Genomic DNA, 17,304 nt, shown 5'->3' on the forward strand with positions numbered 1-17,304 from the left:
AGGATGGCCACTGATCGCGGCGGCGGCGGGCGCCCTCGGGGGCCCGCCGCCGTCCGCTGTCCGCTGTCCGCCGCTCCCAGACCAGGAGGTCCGTTGTCCGTCACCGTCGTCGGCAGCCTCAACGAGGACGTGCTCATCCCCGTCGAGCGGCTCCCCGGCCGCGGCGAGACCGTCATCGGCGGCACGCCCGCCACCGCCGCGGGCGGCAAGGGTGCCAACCAGGCCGCCGCCGCCGGCCGCCTCGGGCCCGGCGTGCACATGGTCGGGCGGGTCGGCGACGACCCCGCCGGGGCCCGCATGCAGGCCGCGCTGGCCGAGTGCCGGGTGAACGTCAGCCGCGTGCACCGCACGCCCGGGGTGCCGACCGGCACCGCCACGATCCCGGTGGAGAGCGGCAGCGGCGAGAACCTCATCGTCGTGGTGCCCGGCGCCAACGCCGCGCTGACCCCCGAGGACGTCGACGTCGCCCCCGTGCACCGGGCCGACGTGCTGCTCCTGCAGTTCGAGGTGCCGATGGAGACGGTGACCGCGGCCGCGCGCGCCGCGGCGGGCACCGTGGTGCTCAACCCCGCGCCGCCGGCGCCGCTGCCCGCGGAGCTGCTGGAGCGGGTCGACGTCCTGGTGCCCAACGAGCACGAGCTGGCTTCGCTGGCCGGCGTCGAGGACACCGAGCGGTCGCCGGCCGAGGTCGCCGCGCTGGCCCGCGAGCTCGCCGGCCCGGGGACGGCGGTGGTGGTGACCGTGGGCGCGCGCGGCGCGGTCGTCGTCCCGGCCGACGGCGGTCCGGCGCTGCTGCAGGGGCCGCCGACGGTCACCCCCGTCGACACCACCGGCGCCGGGGACTGCTTCTGCGGGGCGCTGTGCCAGGCGCTGGCGCGGGGACAACAGCTGCCCGAGGCGGTGCGCTACGCGGCCACCGCGGCGGCGCTGTCCACGACGGGCCCCGGCGCCCGCGGCGCGCTGCCGGCCAACCGCGACGTCCAGAAGGCCCTGGAGAGGACCCCGGCCCCCGAGCCCCTGGACACCGTCCGGGCATAGGAAGCTCTACGCACGTCCTCGCGGCCAGGACGTGCGTAGAGCTTCCTATGCCTCGGGGGTGGCGGCCTCGGGGGCGGCGAGGGTGACGGCGACGTCGGCGTAGAGCTCGGCGAACGAGCGCAGCTCGGCCAGCGACAGCCGGTCGCGGCGCGGGTCGGCCGGGTCCGGCGACGCCGCCGGCCCCGTGCGCGCCGTGTCGATCCCGGCGGCCCGGAAGACGACGCCGTCGGTCGACCCGGTCCAGTCGCGGACGGCGACCGGCGGCTCGGGCCGGTGCCGCGCCCAGGCGGCCTCCGCGGCCCGCACGACCGGCGCGTCGGCGGCCGTGACCCCCGCCGGGTGCAGCGGCTCCGCCGCGACGGCCACGGCGCAGCCGGCCAGCGGCGTGCTCGCCAGCCCGGCCCGCACCGCGGCCGCCAGCTCCTCGCCGAGCGCCGCCAGGTCGTCCCCCGGCACGGTCACCGCGTACAGCCGCAGGTCCAGCGCCGCGGGCAGCAGGTCGGGCTTGTCCGGCCGACCGCCGGACAGCGCCCCCAGGCCCAGCTCGCCGCCGAGCGAGTCGGGGCGGCCGCGGCGGGCGTCGCGGAAGGCCACCCGCCACCGGCCCACGGCCTCCAGCACCGTCCCGGCGTGCACGAGCACCCCGCCGACCGGGTCGGCCGAGGCGGGCGCCAGGGCGGCGCCCATCCGGCCGGTCACGGTGAGCCGCAGGTAGCCCGCGCCCGGCTCGGCCCGCAGGACGGCCGGGGGGCCGCCCTTGGCGACCAGGACGGCGTCCGGGCGCGGGGACGACGCCAGGAACGCCGCAGCCCCCGCGCTGGAGGAGGGACGCACGGAGTCCGGCGGGACCGCGGCCGGCAGCGCGCTGCGGTGCGTGCCGGAGCCGGCCAGGAGCAGCTGCACGGTGCGGTGCGGGCGGCCGGCCAGCCGCTGCGCGGAGAGGGCGAGTCCGGTGAGCGCCGCGGCGGCGGGGCCGCGGGCCACGCCCAGGCCGGGGCCGCTCACCTCGTCGCCGTCGATCCGCAGCGGGCCGGGGTCGTCGGCGCGGCCGGTGACCGGCGCGTCCTCGGCGGGCCGCCCGGACAGGGAGGTGTCGAGGTGGGAGGCGAGCAGCAGCGCCGGCGGGCCGTCGCCGGGCAGCGTGACGACGACGTTCGCGCCGGCCTCCCCCACGGGCGTCACGGACCAGCCCAGCCCGGGCAGCGCGCCCCGGCCCCAGGCGGCCAGTGCCTCGGCGGCCGGCCGCTCCGCCCCGTGCGGCGCCGGGGTGGCCGACAGCACGCCGAGGGCGGCGGGGAGGAGCTCCCCGCCGCCCTCGGCGACGTCCGCGGTGCGGCTCAGAAACGGCCCCAGTCGTCGCCGGCGGGCCGCCAGACGTCGATGTTGCGCGGGTCGGCCGGCATCTTCCGGGCGCGGTGCGTCTCGTGCTCCTCCGGCGTGAACACCCGGTGGGAGTCGCACAGCTCGTAGCGAGGCCCGAAGCGCGGCTCGTGCATGTAGAAGGCGATCGACGTCGACGCCGAGTGGTTGACCATGTCCGAGACGATCGGCCGGCCCTTGTAGAGGGCGCGGGCGCGCATCCGCATGACGTGGTCGAGGCTCTTCATCGCGAAGCACAGGTGGCCGACGAAGGAGCCCTCCCCGCGACTGCGCGAGATCGCCAGGCTGTGGTGGTAGCGGTCCTCGCAGCGGAAGAACGTCGTCGAGCCGACGACGTGGTCGCTGGGGACGAAGCCGAGCACGCCCTGGTAGAAGCCGACCATCTCGTCGAACCTCTCGGTGATCAGGAACGGGTGCACGAGGTCGACCGGCCGCAGCTCGACGTGCGGGGCCTCGGCGTACTCCTGGTACTCGGTGAACAGCTCCACGATCATCCCGTCGGGGTCGCGGACGGCGAAGCCCTCGTCGCACAGGGCCTGCTGGCGCTCCTCGAGCTCCAGCACCTCGAGGCCGGCGTCGACGACCCGCTTCTGGATCTGGCCGAGCACCTCGGCGTTCTCCACGCTGTAGCCGACGGCCACGGTGTGCCCGATCTCCCGGTGCGGCGCCGAGACGAGCTCGATGCAGTGGTGCTCGATGTCGGTGCGCAGGTAGGCCCGCTCCGCCGTCCGCTCCTCCACCTGGAGCCCCACGTGGTAGACGAGGAAGTCGATCGTCTCGTCGAGGTCGGGGACCTCGATGCGGGCGTACTCCATCCCGAACGGGCCGTGCGGGCGGGTCTTCGCCGGTGCGGTCATGACGTCTCCTGCGCTGGGCGTGTACTCGTAGCTGACGATGGCCCGCTCGGCGACGACCGGCCGGAAGACCTCGGTGACGAAGCGTTCGTGCCGCTCGCTGGACAGGTAGGCGGCGAGCTCGGCCTCGGTGTCGAACTCGACCGAGAACGCGTGGGTGAAGCGGTCGTCGCGGGTGCTGCGGTTGAGGCCCGAGGACCACCGCTGCATCGCCGGGTAGTGCGCCGGGAAGGTCTCCAGCTCGGCGAGGAGGGCGTCGATCGTCGGCTGGTCGACGCCCTCGGCGAACCGGAAGGCCACGGTGTGCCGGATCATGAGCAGCCCCTAGAGGATGAAGGAGAGCCGGGCGCCGGCCTCGAGCCGCTCGAGCGCGAGGACCGAGCGGCGCAGCCGGAAGCGCAGCCCGTCCTCGGTCACCAGCAGCCGGTGCGCGTAGCGGCCGGGGAAGGCGTTGGTGTGCCCGTCGCGGGCGCGGTGGACGATGAAGTTGGCGGTCACGGCCAGCTCGTCGCCGTCCCGCTCCAGCAGCCGCACGTTGGCGATCATCCGGTGCGTCAGCGACGCGGGGTTCTCCGCGTGCGCCTTGCGGCTCTTCAGCCGCTTCACCCGGGCGCGCAGCAGGTCCCAGTCGTCGCAGACGAAGTACCCGCCCTGGCTGGCCGGGGTGTCGCCGGCGTCGGTGGTCGGCACCTCGAACCGGCCGCCCTCGACGAACAGGGCCAGCCAGTCGTCGTAGCGCTGGCGGTCGAGCAGGTCGGCCTCGGCGAAGAGGAAGTCCTCCACCTCGGCCCGGGTCACGGTGCGGGTGGAGCCGGCCAGGGCCGTGTCCAGCGCGGTCATCGGGCCGCCACCTCCTCGGCGGCGGTCGGGGCGCCCGTCTCGAGCCCGGCGAGGATCTCGTCCAGCCCGTGCGGGCGCTTGCTGGGCAGCGGGGTGGGCTCGGGGTGCGGCGGCGGGGGCGTCCCGACGTCGACCGGGCCGCCCGCGCCCACCGCGGTGGCCCAGTGGCGCCAGAAGCCGCGCATGGCGCCCTCGTCGGTGGAGCGGCCGCGCTCGCCGGACGCGTCGGCGGCCATGCCGCGGGACATGTCGCTGTAGTCGGTCTCGGCGCGCTCGTCGCCGGCGGTGGCCTCGATGCCGCGCTGCACGGCCTCGTAGGCCTCGATGTCGTCCGGCGTCGCCAGCCCGCCGGGGCCGACGAAGCTGACCATCGTCCGCATCCGCAGGTCGCGGACGGCCGGGTCCTCGCCGCGCGGGGCCAGCTGCCAGGCGCGCACGTCGGTGTGCCCGGGGGCGACCGGCTCCAGCTGGCGGATCGACAGGCCCTCGAGGTCGAACAGCAGGAGGTTGGGGAAGACGAAGAGGATGTGGCTCTCGTCGGCCACCAGGTGCGCCCGCTCGGAGCCCAGCCGCAGCTCCATCTCGCGGCGGTGCTCGGCGGTGCGGACCCGCTCCTCCTCGCCGAAGCGCGGCTCCCACAGCATGCTGATCCGCCCGCCGTGGCCGGTGAGGATCAGCAGCGAGTGCCCGTTGCCCAGGTTGTAGGCGTACTGGTCGTCGTCGTCGACGGCGAAGCCGCTCTCCCGCAGGTAGCCCACGAAGGTGTTGTGGGTCGGGGAGAAGTGGTAGCCGTCCATGGCGTTCTCGACGGCGAGCTTCCAGTTGCCGCGGACGCCGTAGAGCTGGGTGCCGGGGAGGACCTCCATGCCGGCCACGTGCTGCTCGCCGATCATCCGGATGTAGTCGGCCGCGGGGCCGAGGTACTCCTCCAGCGGCGGGACGTCGTCGGTGAAGGAGACGAAGACGAAGCCCTCGAAGACCTCCAGCCGCGCGACCTCGCGCAGCCGCATGCTGGCCTTGTACTCCTCGTCGGCGTAGGCCGACGGGTCCGGGATGGCGGCCACCTCGCCCGTGTTGTGGAACGCCCACGCGTGGTAGAAGCAGTTGAAGTGCTTGCTGGAGCCCTGCGTCTCGCGGCACAGCACGGTGCCGCGGTGGGGGCAGCTGTTGAGGAAGGCGTGCAGCTGCCCGGTGGAGTCGCGGGTGAAGATCAGCGGCCGGCCGCCCAGGGTGCGGACCTTGAAGTCGTTCGGGTTCGGCAGCTCCGTCTCGTGCCCGAGGTAGAGCCAGGTGCGCTCCCAGATCCGGCTGCGCTCCGCGGCGAACAGCTCCGCGTCGCGGTAGGCGCGGCGGTGCACGCGGAAGGCGAGACGGTCCCAGTCCTGCACGACCAGCGGCGGCGCGCCGGCGGAGGAGGAGACCGGGCTGGGCGACGTCACAGGGACTCCCGTCTGCCTCGCCGGGGCGGAGGCGGCACGACGACTACGCGGTAACTCGGCAGAAACACATGCGAGACGCTGTCTCGCATGGCGGTACTGAGCATGTGCCGCACGCGGGGGGATGTCAACCACCGCGCCGCGGCGAGGACCATGGGTGCCGGCGGACCTCGGCCGTTGACCGCCGCCGTCTCGGGAGTCAGGATGCTGTCTCACGTCGGGAGACAGCATCGCCGACGATCACCCTCCCCTCCACGCACCGAGGAGCGCGCCCGTGTCCGAGCCTGCCAGCCGCCCGGCACGCGATGGCGACGCGGCCGCCCCGACCATCCAGACCGTGCAGCGGGCCGCGCTCATCCTCGACGCGTTCACGCCGGCCAAGCCCTACCTGAGCCTGAACGAGATCACGCAGCGCCTGGGGGCGAGCAAGGCGACCGCGCACCGCTACACCAAGGCGCTGCGGGCGGCGAAGCTGCTGCGCTACGACGAGCGGACGGCGCTGTTCTCCCTGGGCCCGCAGGTGCTCACCCTGGGCGCCGCGGCCCGCGCCGGCCTGCCGATCGTCAGCGCGGCCGAGCCGTTCATGGAGCGGCTGCTGCACCAGGTGGACGAGACCGTCGTCCTCTCCGTCTGGGACGGCGAGTCGCCCATCGTCGTCCGCTCGGTGGACAACACCGACCGGGTGATCCGGATCAGCGTCCGCGTCGGCTCGCGGCTGGACCCGGTGCAGTCGGCCCAGGGCCGGGTGTTCTGCGCGTGGCTGCGCCCGGAGGAGGTCGCCGGGCTGCCCCGCGCGCTCAAGCGCGATCCCGGGCTGCGCGCGGAGATCGATGCGGTGCGGGCGGCCGGGGTCTCGGTCAACGTGCCGGCGGTCAACGGCGTCCGCACCCTCGCGGCCCCGGTCTTCCAGGGCCCCGCCCTCGTCGGGGCCGTCGCCATCGTCGGGACGACGGCGTCCATCGACCCCGACGTGCACAGCCCGATGGCGGCCGCCCTCGTGCAGACCGCCAAGGAGATCTCCTCGCACCTCGGCACCGAGGCCCCCGCCCCCGCCGTGGGCTGACCCGGCATCCCGGCTCCCGGGACGTCGTCTCTCTTGACGAGACACGCGGGGGATCCCTAGCGTCCGTCGCGTCCGGTCCCTCGGCGCGGGAGGCCCTCGTGGCGGACGGCGGAGCGCAGCACCCGGTGGCGGGCACCGACACGACGGCGCTCCCGGTGGTCGACATCCGCGGCCTGGGCAGCGACGACCCCGCCGAGCGCGCCGACGTCGGCGGCCGGTTGCGGGCGGCCTGCCGCGACACGGGCTTCTTCTACGTCACCGGGCACGCCGTGCCGCCGGAGCTGGTGGACGCCGCGTTCGACCAGGCCCGGCGGTTCTTCGACCTGCCCCTGGAGCGCAAGCGCCGCGCCGGCATGGACCGCTCGGCGTTCGACCGCGGCTACGAGGAGCTGCGCGGGCAGACCCTGGAGGCCGGGACGCCCGCCGACCTCAAGGAGGGCTTCTACCTCGGCCGCGACGGCGCGGCCGGGAAGCGGAACCGCTGGCCGGAGGACCTGCCGGCGTTCCGGGCGGTGTTCGAGGAGTACTACGCCGCCACGACCGACCTCGCGGTCACGCTGATGCGCGGGCTGGCGCTGTCCCTGGACCTCCCCGAGGACCACTTCCGCGAGTTCTGCGCCGACCCCGCGCCGACGCTGCGCCTGGTCCACTACCCGCCGCAGCCGGCACACGCCGCCCCCGGCCAGAAGGGCGCCGGCGAGCACACCGACTGGGGCGCCATCACCGTGCTGGCCCAGGACGAGGTGGGCGGCCTCGAGGTGCTGGGGGAACGGGGCTGGGTCGCCGCACCCCCGGTCCCCGGCAGCTTCGTGGTCAACCTCGGCGACCTCATGGCCCGCTGGACCAACGACCTCTACCGCTCGACCCTGCACCGGGTGGTCAACACCTCCGGCCGGGAGCGGTACTCCATGCCGCTGTTCTTCTCCGGGCGCCCGGACCACCCGGTGAGCTGCCTGCCCACCTGCCATGTCCCCGGCGTGCCCGACCGGTACCCCCCGACGACGCCCGCCGAGCACACCCGCGAACGGCAGCGGGAGACCTACGGGGCGGCCGGCGCCTGACACCGGACGCCGCCCGGCCCGGACGACCCGAGGGGAGAACCACCGTGGCCGCTGTCGCAGCACCCGTCGTCGTCGACGGGTTCGTGCCGGTCGTCGACCTGTCCGCGGCCGCCGGCGGCCCCCGGGAGCGGGCCGCACTGGCCGCCGGCATCGACCAGGCCTGCCGCCGGTCGGGCTTCTTCGTCGTGACCGGCCACGGCGTGCCGGCCGACCTGGTCGACCGGATGCACGCGGTCACCCGGAAGTTCTTCGCCCTGCCCGCGGCGGAGAAGGACCGGGCGGCGTCCCCGCACCCCGGGCGCGGCTTCCGGCGCGCCCCGGCCTACGTCGCCGCCAGCCGCGGCCTGCAGACCCCGCCGGACCTGTGCGAGACGTTCTGCGCCAGCCGCCTGGGTGAGCCCGGCGCCGCGGACCCCGGCCGGGACGACCTCGCCGACTGGACGGCGCCCAACACCTGGCCGGAGCGTCCCGCGGACCTCCGCGAGGTGTGGCTGGCCTACGACGCCGCCGTCGACGGCCTCGCCGCGGAGCTCATGCGGCTGTTCGCGCTCGGCCTGGGCCTGCCCGAGGACTTCTTCGCCGACGTCGCCGACCACGCCATCTCCCGCCTGCTGGCCAACCACTACCCCGCGCGGGCGACCCCGCCGCTGCCGGGGCAGCTGCGCAAGGGCGAGCACACCGACTGGGGCAGCCTCACCGTGCTGTACCAGGACGGCGTCGGCGGGCTGCAGGTCCACCAGGACGGGGCCGGCTGGCGCGACGTCCCCGCGATCGCCGGCACGTTCGTCGTCAACATCGGGGACCTCATGCAGACCTGGACCGGCGGCCGGTGGGCCTCCACCGTCCACCGAGTCGTCGACCCGCCCGACGGCCCGGGCGAGGCGCGGATCTCGATCCCCTTCTTCCAGCAGCCGCCGCCCGGGTACGTGATCAGCCCGCTGCCGTTCGTCCCGCCGGAGGCGGGGTTCGCCCCGATCACCTCCGGCGAGTACATGGCGGCCAAGTCCCGCGCGACGTGGACCGGGCTCGGCTGAGGGCGCGCCGGGTCAGACCGCCTCGAGGGGCCACGGCAGCGCCCGGACCCGCTGCTCGAGCCGCTGCAGCATGGGCTCGACCGCCGCGAACCGGGCCTGCCGCTCCCCCAGCCCGGCCCACAGCCGGGCGGTGAGCTCGCGGGCCTCGGCGCGCAGCGCGCCCTCGTCCACCCGGGTCAGCCGGCCGCCGTCGACCACCACCTCGCCGTCGACGACCACCGTGTCCACCGCGGCCGCCGCGCCCCGGTAGACCAGCTGATGGGCCAGCTGGTCGTCGGGCGCCGGGAACAGCACGTCGTCCCGGAGCAGCACCAGGTCGGCGCACGCGCCCGGGGCGACCGCCCCGAGCGGCCGGCCCATGGCGGCCGCGCCGCCGGTCCAGCACATGCCCAGCGCGTCGCGGGCGCCCGGCCACAGGGCGGGGTCGCCGTCCCCGCGGTGGACGAGCACCGACATCTTCAGCGTCTCCCACATGTCCTGGCCGTCGTTGCTGCTCGCGCCGTCGGCGCCGATCGCCACGGTGGCCCCGGCACGCAGCAGCCGGTCGACCGGCGCGCGGCCCGCGCCGAGCTTCATGTTGCTCACCGGGTTGTGGACGGCAACGGCGGAGGAGGCGCCGAAGGCGGTGATCTCGCGGTCGTCGAGCCAGATGGCGTGCGCGAACGAGACCCGGTCGGTCAGGGCGCCGATCCGGTCGAGGAACTCGACGGTGGAGCAGCCGTAGCGCTCCCGGGCCAGGACCGCCTGCGACTTGGCCGACAGCAGGTGGGTCTGCATCCGCAGCCCGCGCTGCCGGGCGACGTCCACGCTGGCCTCGAACAGCGGCGTCGAGCAGCGGGGCAGGGAGGAGGGCCCGAGCAGCGGCTCGATCCGGCGGTGCCGGCCGCGCCAGCGGTCGGTGAACTCCAGCACCCCGGACAGCACCTCGTCGGGGTCCGCGCGCACCCCGGTGGGCAGGCTCATCTCCGGGTCGGCGAGCGACGTCGGCAGCGACGAGACGAACTGCAGGTCGGAGAACTGGGCGGCGACCGCGGCCCGCATGCCGGAGTCGACGTAGGCCTGCACGACCGCGTCGAGGCCCTCGCCCGTCAGGGAGTCCTCGACCCGGGCGCAGTCCAGCACCGCGGTGGTCCCGTGCCGCAGCATCTCCAGGCAACCGAGCATCGTGGAGACGTAGAGGTCCCGCGGCCCGAGGCGGGCGCCGGCCCCGCCGTAGCTGGCCAGCACCATCCACGCGTCCAGCGGCAGCGCGTCGCACAGGCCCGACTCGATGGTCTGGTTGGAGTGCGTGTGGGCGTTCACCAGCCCGGGGACGACGATCCGGCCGGTCGCATCGAGCACCGTGGCCGCCCCCGGCGCGGCGTACGGCGCCCCGGCGTCCGGGCCGACGGCGGTGACGACGCCGTCCTCGACCACGACGTCGGCCCGGCGGCCGCCCGACAGGTCGAACACCCACCCGCCGCGGATCACCAGGGTCACGGTCTCCTCCTCCTCAGGTCCACGGGCGGGCGCCCAGCGCGCGGCGGAAGTCCAGTTGGACCTCGGCCTGCGACAGCTCCCCGGGCCCGCCGTACGGCGACGGCTCCGGGTCGACCGCGACGGCGAGCAGCCGCGGCCCGGGCGCGGTGAGCAGCTCGGCGGCGGCCGCGTCCAGCTCCGCCGCGGTCGCGTCCCCGGGCAGCCGGGCGGCCGCGGCCCAGCCGGCGGCCAGCGCGACCGCCGGCAGGTCCACCCCGCGGGCGGCCAGCGGCGCCCCGCCGCCGGTCTCGTACCGGCCGTTGGCGAAGACGCACACCGACAGGTGCGGCGGCGCGGCGTCCCCGACGGCGGCCAGCGCCGTCAGCCCCAGCGTCAGGTCGCCGTCGCCGGCCACGAGCAGCACCCGCGGCGGCGACGGGTCGTCGAGGGCCAGGCCCAGGGCGACGCCCAGCGCCAGCGAGCAGGCCAGCCCCATGGGGTCGGAGGCGGCGTACGTGCGCTGCGCGGGGGCGCACTCCCGCCAGGCGCGCCCGGCCGACCCCAGCGACGTCACCACCACGGTCTCGGGGGCGGCGGCCGCGGCCAGGGCGCGGGCCAGGGTGCCGCGCCTCATGTCGGGTCTCCGGTCAGCGCCCGCCGCGAGGCCAGCAGCACGACCGGCCGCCGGTGCAGCGCCGCCTGGCCGAACGCGGCGGGCAGCGCCGTGGCCGCCGCCTCAGGGGCGTCGACCGGGTGCGCCGGCACGCCGAGCGCCTCGAGCACCGGGCGGGTCACCGCGCCCTTGTAGGCCTGGTAGTAGAAGCCGTCGTCGAGCTGCCCGCGGTCGACGGCGACCGCCACGACCGGGATGCGGTGGTGGTGGGCCAGGCCGCCGAGGGCGTTCGCCGACAGCAGCAGGCCAGCGTTCTGGCAGAGGACCAGGGCGCGCGACCCGGTCAGGGCCACGCCGGCGGCCAGGCCGAACGCGTCCTCCTCACGGGCGACGCGCACGTGCCGCAGCCGGGGCTCGGCGGCGACGGCGTCCAGGACCGGCGCGAGCCAGGAGTCCGGCAGGCTGGCGACCACGCGCACGCCGGCGGCCACCGCCGCCGCGCACCACGCCGCACCGGCCTCCGCGGGCGTCACGGCGTGGCCGCCACGGCGCGCTCGGCGGCGCGCTCGGCCAGCCCCATCGTGGCCTCGAGCTTCCAGGCGTTGCGCGGCAGCGGGTGGGCGACCGCCCGCAGCTCGTCGCGCAGCCGGTCGACGACCCCGGCGACGGTCGGCTCGGTGCCCTCCAGGGCGGCCTCTGTCCGCCGGGCCCGCCACGGCGTGGGGGCCACCCCGCCCAGGACCACCCGCACGTCGGCGGCCCCGGTCGCGGTGGGGGTCCAGGACAGCGCGACCGAGGCGACCGCGAAGTCGCCCTCCCACAGGGCCAGCTTCTCCGTGACCAGCCGCCGGCCCAGCGCCGCGCGGCCCAGCCGCACGGCGAGGACCACGTCCGCCGGGCCGAGCACCGTCTCCCCGGGCCCGCGGTACAGCTCCCCGACCGGCAGCGTCCGCTCGCCGCGCGGGCCGGCGACGCGCACCTGCGCGTCCAGCGCGGTCAGCACCGTCGCCAGGTCCGAGGGCGTGACCGCCTGGCAGCGGTGCGCCCCCAGGACCGCGTGGGAGAAGCGGTGGTCGCCCTGCACGGCGTAGCAGGGGCAGGTCGGCCCGCCCCGCTTGTAGCAGTCGAAGCCGTTGCGGAAGAACCAGCACCGCTTCTCCTGCAGCAGGTTGCCGGCCACGGTCGCCGTGCGCCGCAGCTGGGGCGAGGCGATGGTGCGCACCAGCGCCGACAGCTCCGGCAGGTCCGCGGCGAACGCCTCGGCGCACTCCTCGAGCGTCACGGCGGCGCCCACCTCGACGTGCTCGTCGTCGCGGTGCACCCGCCGGAGGGCGGCCACCGCGCCGGCGCGGACCAGGACCTCCGGCGCCGCCAGCCCCTGCCGGCGCTGGACGGTGACGTCGGTGGCCCCGCCGACGACGACGGCCCGCCGTCCCGCGGCCGCCGCGACCAGCTCCGCGGTGCCGGCCGGCTGCTCGACCCGCCGCAGCGCCCGCGGCCGCCGGCGGCGGGCCAGCCGGGTGCCCACCCGGTCCAGCAGCGCGTGCAGCCCCAGCGGGTAGGCGCGGCGGACCGCGGCGACCCACCAGGCCGTCGGGGTGCGCGGCACCAGCCCCTCCCACGCGGCGACGCGGTCGGGGGCGATGCCGCGCAGGACGACGTCCGGGGTCAGCGGCAGGGAGCGGAAGCGCACGCCGGTCGCGTCGTGGACGGCGTTGAGCACCGCGGGCGCCACGGGGATGACCGGCAGCTCGCCGACGCTCTTGGCGTCGTACGGCCCGGCCGGCTCGGGCCCCTCGACCAGCACCGGCCGCACCCGGGGGACGTCGGCCGCGCGCGGGACGCCGTAGTGCACGAACGCCGGGTTCACCACGCGGCCGCCCTCGTGCAGCAGTTCCTCGCGCAGGGCCGCCCCGAGCGCCTGCACCACGCCCCCGACGACCTGCCCCTCCGCCGTGGTGGGGTTGATCGCCCGGCCGACGTCGTGCGCGGCGACGTAGTCGACCACCCGCACCTCGCCGGTGCGCCGGTCGACGGCGACCTCGGCCCCGTGCGCGGCGAACGTGTAGCTGGCCGACACGTTGGGCCGCGGGTTGCCCGCGCCGAAGCGCTCCATCCGCGGGTCCAGGTACTCCTCGGTGACCGACAGCCCCTCGGCCGGAAGCGCGTCCCACCCGCCGGCCGCGGCCAGGCGCACCCGCGCGGCCCGCGCCGCGCAGGCGACGGCGTGCCCGCCCATGTGGGTGCCGCGGGAGGACCAGGCGCCGTGATCGGGCGGGGTGAGCTCGCCGTCGGCCATGAGGACGTCGACCGCCTCGAGCGGGACACCGAGCTCCTCCGCCGCGATCTGCGCGAGGACGCCGCGCTGTCCGGTGCCGGGGTCCAGGCCGCCGAACCGGACGCGGACCCGCCGGTCGCGGGAGAGGTCGACGGTGGCGGCGCTGCGGTTGGCGCCCTCGAAGGCGTAGGACCCGCTGCCGTGCATGCCGGCGGCGACGCCGAGCCCGCGGCCGGGCCCCAGCGCGCCGTGCCGGGCGTCCCAGTCGAGCTCGGCGCGCACGACCTCCAGGCACTCACGCAGCCGTGCCGAGCCCAGCCGGGCGCCCGATAGCGTGGTGGTGCCGGGCTCGTTGGCGTTGCGCAGCCGCAGCTCCAGCGGGTCGACCCCGAGCCGCTCGGCGAGCTCGTCGACGGCCGTCTCCAGCGCGAGGGCGACCTGGGGGCTGCCGTAGCCGCGGAACTGGCCGCCGGGCGGCAGGGCGGTGTCGACCAGCCGGGCGCGCCACCGGACGCCGTCGGGCCGGTAGAGCGTGCCGAGGGTCTTCACCCCGACCTTCAGCACCGAGGGGCCGAAGTGGTTGTAAGCGCCGTTGTCGGCGGTGATGTCCGCGTCGAGGACGGTGATCCGCCCCGCCCGGTCCGCGCCGGCCCGCAGCGTGGTGCGGAACGCGTGCCGGGGCTTGGTGGCCGCGAACTCCTCCTCGCGGGAGAGCAGCAGCCGCACCGGGCGGCCGGCCCGCACCGCCAGCGCCGCGGCCAGGGCCTCGTGCTCGCCGATCTTGCCCTTGGCGCCGAAGCCGCCGCCCACGGCGACGTCCCGGCAGACCACCTGCTCCTCCCGCAGCCCGAGCACCTCGGCCAGCTCCCGCCGCACGAACCAGGGGGCGTGGGTCGACGTCCAGACCTCCAGCCGCTGCTCGGCCGCCGACCAGCGGGCGACGGTGCCGTGCGTCTCCAGCGCGGTGTGGGTGACCCGGGGGTGGGACCAGGTGCCGGTCACGGTGACGTCGGTGGCGCGGTCACCGGCGTCCGGGTCGCCCCAGCTGCCGCGGTCGTCGACGGAGACGTTGGACCCCTCGGCGCGGTCGTGCAGCCGCGGCGCCCCCGGTCGCAGCGCCGCGTCGACGTCCAGCGGCGCGGGCAGCCGGCGGTACCGGACCCGGATCGCCCGCAGCGCGGCCTCGGCCTGCTCGGCGGTGTCGGCGGCGACCGCGGCGACCTCCTCGCCGACGTACCGGACGACGCCGTCGGCGAGTGGCAGCCGGTCGGCGCGGGCCCCGCCCTCGTGCAGGTACCGGCGGCCCGGCAGGTCGGCCGCGGTCACCACCGCCCGCACGCCCGGCATCCGGGCGGCGCGGGTGACGTCCAGCCGCAGGATCCGGGCGTGCGGGTGCGGCGAGCGCAGCACCCGGGCGGTCAGCGCGCCGTCCACGGGCACGTCGCCGGTGTAGGCGTCGGTGCCGGCGGTGCGCTCGGCCCAGCGGGCGGGGCGCTGCCGCCGGCCGACGACGCGCAGCTCCCCCGGCGCCCCGACCGCGGCCGCCGGCCGGTCGTCGACGCCGGTCATGCCCGGCCCGCCGCGGCGGTGCGGACGGCGTCGAGGATCTGCGCGTAGCCGGTGCAGCGGCAGACGTTGCCCGCCATGGCGCAGGCGAGCCCCGCGTCGTCGGTCGGCACCCCCTCGGCGAGCACGGCCGCCGCGCGCACCACCTGGCCGGGCGTGCAGAACCCGCACTGCAGCCCTCCGGCGTCGGCGAAGGCGGCGGCGAGCGCCGGGTCGGCCCGGGTGACCCCGGCGGCGGTGGTCACCTCGCCGCCCGCGGCCTGCTCCGCGAGCGTCACGCAGGCGAGCACCGGGGCGCCGTCCAGCAGCACGGTGCAGGTGCCGCACTCGCCCCGCCAGCAGCCGCCCTTGGCCGAGGTCACGCCGAGCCGGTCGCGCAGCACGGCCAGCAGCGGCTCGCCCGGCGCCGCCGGCGTCTCGACCGCCGTCCCGTCGACGACGAGCCGCACGGCCGGCGGCACCGGCCGGCGGCGCGGCCGGCGCCTCACGCCGCCGTCGGTGCCGGCTGCGGGGTGAGGATCCGCCCGCTGCCCGGGACCACGGTGACCTCGCCGTCGCGGAGCTGGATCTCGCCGCGGCGCACGGTCAGCACCGGCCACCCGACGAGCGGCATCTCCTCGAAGGCGCTGGTGTACAGGCTGCGGGTGGTCTCCGGCGCGACCACCTTCTCCGTCTCCATGTCCACCAGCACCAGGTCGGCGTCCATCCCGACGGCGATGCTGCCCTTGTCGGCGATGCCGAAGGTCGCCGCCGGGTTGCGGCACATCACCTCGGCCACCTTCAGCAGGTCGATGCGCCCCTTCGCCACGCCCTCGGTCAGCACGACCGGCAGCGAGGTCGCCAGGCCGGCGAAGCCCGGCTTCTCCTCCCACAGCGCGGCGCCGGTCTTGACGATCGGCACGTGGTCGGAGCCGATGGTCTTGATGGTGCCGTTGGCGAGGCCGGCCCACAGCGCCTCGCGCTCGGCGTCGTCGCGCAGCGCCGGGGCGACCTTGCCGACGCCGGCGCCCTGCTTGGCCAGCCGGACGTCGTCGTAGGTCAGCGCCAGGTAGTGCGGGCAGGTCTCCAGCTTCACCCGCAGGCCGCTGCGCGCCGCGGTCTCGCTGGCCGCGACCGCCGCGCCGATCGTGGTGTGCGGGACGTAGAGCGGGGAGCCCTGTAGCTCGGCCAGCCAGATCGCCCGGAGCACGTCCTGCTCCTCGACGAAGTGCGGGCGCGAGGCCGTGTAGGCCGCGAGGTCCTCCGCGCCCGTGGCCTTGACCTTGGCGGTCAGGTGCTCGACCAGCGCGTGGTCCTCGGCGTGCACCATGCACCAGGCGTAGGGCCCCAGGTCGCGGATCCGGGCCATGGCCTCGTAGAGGATCGCGTCGTCGACGCTGACCAGGCCGATCGGGTTCCCCTTCGAGTAGCCGCCCATGTAGAACTTGAAGCTCACGACGCCGAACTCCCGGGCGTAGTCCGGGATCTCGTACACCTGCTCCATGTTGTTGAGGATGAAGTGGAAGCCGGTGTCGAACGAGCTGTTCTCCGCGGCGATCTGCCGCTCGGCGGGGAAGGTCTCCAGCAGCGACGTGGCCGACCGCTTGTACTGCATGAGCGTGGTGACCCCGCCGACGGCGGCGGTGACCGACTCGCTCCGGCAGATCTCGATGTAGGGGGTCGAGCCGCCCAGGTGGACGTGCGGGTCCACGATCCCCGGCAGCAGGGGCCGGTCGCCGCAGTCGATCACCTCGTCGGCATCGGGCAGGTCGACGTCGGCGGCGATCGCGGTGATCTTCCCGTCGCGGACGACGACCCCGGAACGGGGCACCACCGCGTCGGGCAGCACCACCCGGGCGTTGCGCAGGACCAGGTCAGCGCGCACCAGCGGCCTCCGTTCCGAGCAGCGACCCGCGTCGCTGCGACTGCATGACGAGTTCGAAGATCTCCCCGCGCAGCTGCCCGAACTCCGGCAGCTCCTTGGTGGTGACCTGGTGGCGGGGCCGCGGCAGCGGCACCGCCACCTCGCGGGCCACGTGCGAGGGGCCCTGGGAGAGGACGACGACGCGGTCGGAGAGGTAGACCGCCTCGTCGATGTCGTGGGTGACGAACAGGACGGTGGTCCCCGAGCCCGCCCACACCTCGAGCACCAGGTCCTCGAGCACCGCCCGGGTCTGCGCGTCCACCGAGGCGAACGGCTCGTCCATGATCAGGACCTTGGGGCGCAGGGCCAGGCTGCGGGCGATGGCCACCCGCTGCTGCATGCCGCCGGACAGCTGCCACGGGTACAGGTCGGTGACCCCGTCGAGCGAGACCGCCCCGAGCACCTCCTGGATCCGGGCAGCGCGGGCCGCGCGGTCCAGGCCGGCGTCCTTGAGCGGCAGGGCGATGTTCTTGCCGCAGGTCATCCAGGGGAACAGCGACCGGCTGTAGTCCTGGAAGACGACGCCGACCTCGGCGGGCGGCCCGTCGACGACCCGCCCGGCGAGCTCCACCGTGCCGGAGGTGCGGCGCAGCAGGCCGGAGATGCAGTTCATCAGCGTCGTCTTGCCGCAGCCGGAGGGGCCGACCAGCGACACGAACTCCCCGGCCGCGACGTCGAAGGTCACGCTGTCGATGGCCCGGACCGGCCCGGACCGGGACGGGTAGCTCTTCGACAGCTCCGCGACGCGGAGCATCGGTGTGGTCATCGTCGTCCTTCCGG

General features: G+C 76.2%; 15 protein-coding genes. 4 read left to right on the top strand and 11 right to left on the bottom strand.

Features of this window, described 5'->3' with window-relative positions:
• The first annotated feature begins 93 nt into the window (after nucleotides 1-93).
• Nucleotides 94-1,038 (top strand): ribokinase, encoded by a 945-nt coding sequence (locus ACI79F_RS10365; RefSeq protein ID WP_456545231.1) that lies wholly within the window; start codon nucleotides 94-96, stop codon nucleotides 1,036-1,038.
• Nucleotides 1,039-1,083: 45 nt separating this feature from the next.
• Here ACI79F_RS10365 and ACI79F_RS10370 read toward each other — a convergent pair whose 3' ends face one another.
• The 4 genes from ACI79F_RS10370 to ACI79F_RS10385 are packed head-to-tail and all read right to left on the bottom strand — an operon-like array spanning nucleotide 1,084 to nucleotide 5,551.
• Nucleotides 1,084-2,319: a hypothetical protein gene (locus ACI79F_RS10370; RefSeq protein WP_456545230.1), complete on the bottom strand. Its 1,236-nt coding sequence runs from the start codon at nucleotides 2,317-2,319 to the stop codon at nucleotides 1,084-1,086.
• Nucleotides 2,320-2,375: 56 nt separating this feature from the next.
• A complete protein-coding gene (locus ACI79F_RS10375) occupies nucleotides 2,376-3,587 on the bottom strand; it encodes a Dabb family protein (protein ID WP_456545229.1) in 1,212 nt (403 codons plus the stop codon).
• A gap of 9 nt (nucleotides 3,588-3,596) precedes the next feature.
• Nucleotides 3,597-4,112, bottom strand: coding sequence for an aromatic-ring-hydroxylating dioxygenase subunit beta (locus ACI79F_RS10380; protein WP_456545228.1), 516 nt, complete (start codon nucleotides 4,110-4,112; stop codon nucleotides 3,597-3,599).
• Complete coding sequence (locus ACI79F_RS10385; protein WP_456545227.1) at nucleotides 4,109-5,551, bottom strand: aromatic ring-hydroxylating oxygenase subunit alpha; 1,443 nt, start codon at nucleotides 5,549-5,551, stop codon at nucleotides 4,109-4,111. Before ACI79F_RS10385 ends, ACI79F_RS10380 begins: the two co-directional genes overlap by 4 nt.
• Nucleotides 5,552-5,822: 271 nt before the next feature.
• Between ACI79F_RS10385 and ACI79F_RS10390 the strand changes: the two genes are divergently transcribed.
• The 3 genes from ACI79F_RS10390 to ACI79F_RS10400 all read left to right on the top strand — a co-directional run bounded on the left by ACI79F_RS10390 (nucleotide 5,823) and on the right by ACI79F_RS10400 (nucleotide 8,706).
• On the top strand, nucleotides 5,823-6,611 hold the full coding sequence (locus ACI79F_RS10390) for an IclR family transcriptional regulator (RefSeq protein WP_456545226.1): 789 nt from the start codon (nucleotides 5,823-5,825) through the stop codon (nucleotides 6,609-6,611).
• A gap of 98 nt (nucleotides 6,612-6,709) precedes the next feature.
• Nucleotides 6,710-7,672: an isopenicillin N synthase family dioxygenase gene (locus tag ACI79F_RS10395; RefSeq protein WP_456545225.1), complete on the top strand. Its 963-nt coding sequence runs from the start codon at nucleotides 6,710-6,712 to the stop codon at nucleotides 7,670-7,672.
• Between the two features lie 44 nt (nucleotides 7,673-7,716).
• On the top strand, nucleotides 7,717-8,706 hold the full coding sequence (locus tag ACI79F_RS10400) for an isopenicillin N synthase family dioxygenase (protein ID WP_456545224.1): 990 nt from the start codon (nucleotides 7,717-7,719) through the stop codon (nucleotides 8,704-8,706).
• A 12-nt stretch (nucleotides 8,707-8,718) separates the two neighbouring features.
• Here the strand turns inward: ACI79F_RS10400 and ACI79F_RS10405 are convergent, their stop codons facing one another.
• The 7 genes from ACI79F_RS10405 to ACI79F_RS10435 are packed head-to-tail and all read right to left on the bottom strand — an operon-like array spanning nucleotide 8,719 to nucleotide 17,290.
• Nucleotides 8,719-10,185: an amidohydrolase family protein gene (locus ACI79F_RS10405; protein ID WP_456545223.1), complete on the bottom strand. Its 1,467-nt coding sequence runs from the start codon at nucleotides 10,183-10,185 to the stop codon at nucleotides 8,719-8,721.
• 13 nt (nucleotides 10,186-10,198) lie between these two features.
• Nucleotides 10,199-10,798: a thiamine pyrophosphate-dependent enzyme gene (locus ACI79F_RS10410; RefSeq protein ID WP_456545222.1), complete on the bottom strand. Its 600-nt coding sequence runs from the start codon at nucleotides 10,796-10,798 to the stop codon at nucleotides 10,199-10,201.
• On the bottom strand, nucleotides 10,795-11,310 hold the full coding sequence (locus ACI79F_RS10415; protein ID WP_456545221.1) for a thiamine pyrophosphate-binding protein: 516 nt from the start codon (nucleotides 11,308-11,310) through the stop codon (nucleotides 10,795-10,797). The genes ACI79F_RS10410 and ACI79F_RS10415 overlap by 4 nt, the downstream gene beginning before the upstream one ends.
• Nucleotides 11,307-14,624, bottom strand: a complete 3,318-nt coding sequence (locus ACI79F_RS10420; protein WP_456545220.1) for a molybdopterin cofactor-binding domain-containing protein — start codon at nucleotides 14,622-14,624, stop codon at nucleotides 11,307-11,309. The genes ACI79F_RS10415 and ACI79F_RS10420 overlap by 4 nt, the downstream gene beginning before the upstream one ends.
• Entirely contained in the window at nucleotides 14,621-15,109 is a 489-nt protein-coding gene (locus tag ACI79F_RS10425; protein WP_456545219.1) for a (2Fe-2S)-binding protein, read from the bottom strand. The genes ACI79F_RS10420 and ACI79F_RS10425 overlap by 4 nt, the downstream gene beginning before the upstream one ends.
• Nucleotides 15,106-16,485, bottom strand: coding sequence for a dihydroorotase (locus tag ACI79F_RS10430; RefSeq protein ID WP_456545218.1), 1,380 nt, complete (start codon nucleotides 16,483-16,485; stop codon nucleotides 15,106-15,108). Before ACI79F_RS10430 ends, ACI79F_RS10425 begins: the two co-directional genes overlap by 4 nt.
• A complete protein-coding gene (locus tag ACI79F_RS10435; RefSeq protein ID WP_456545217.1) occupies nucleotides 16,475-17,290 on the bottom strand; it encodes an ABC transporter ATP-binding protein in 816 nt (271 codons plus the stop codon). The genes ACI79F_RS10430 and ACI79F_RS10435 overlap by 11 nt, the downstream gene beginning before the upstream one ends.
• Nucleotides 17,291-17,304 lie beyond the last annotated feature (14 nt).

Source organism: Blastococcus sp. SYSU D00868, from assembly GCF_054050575.1.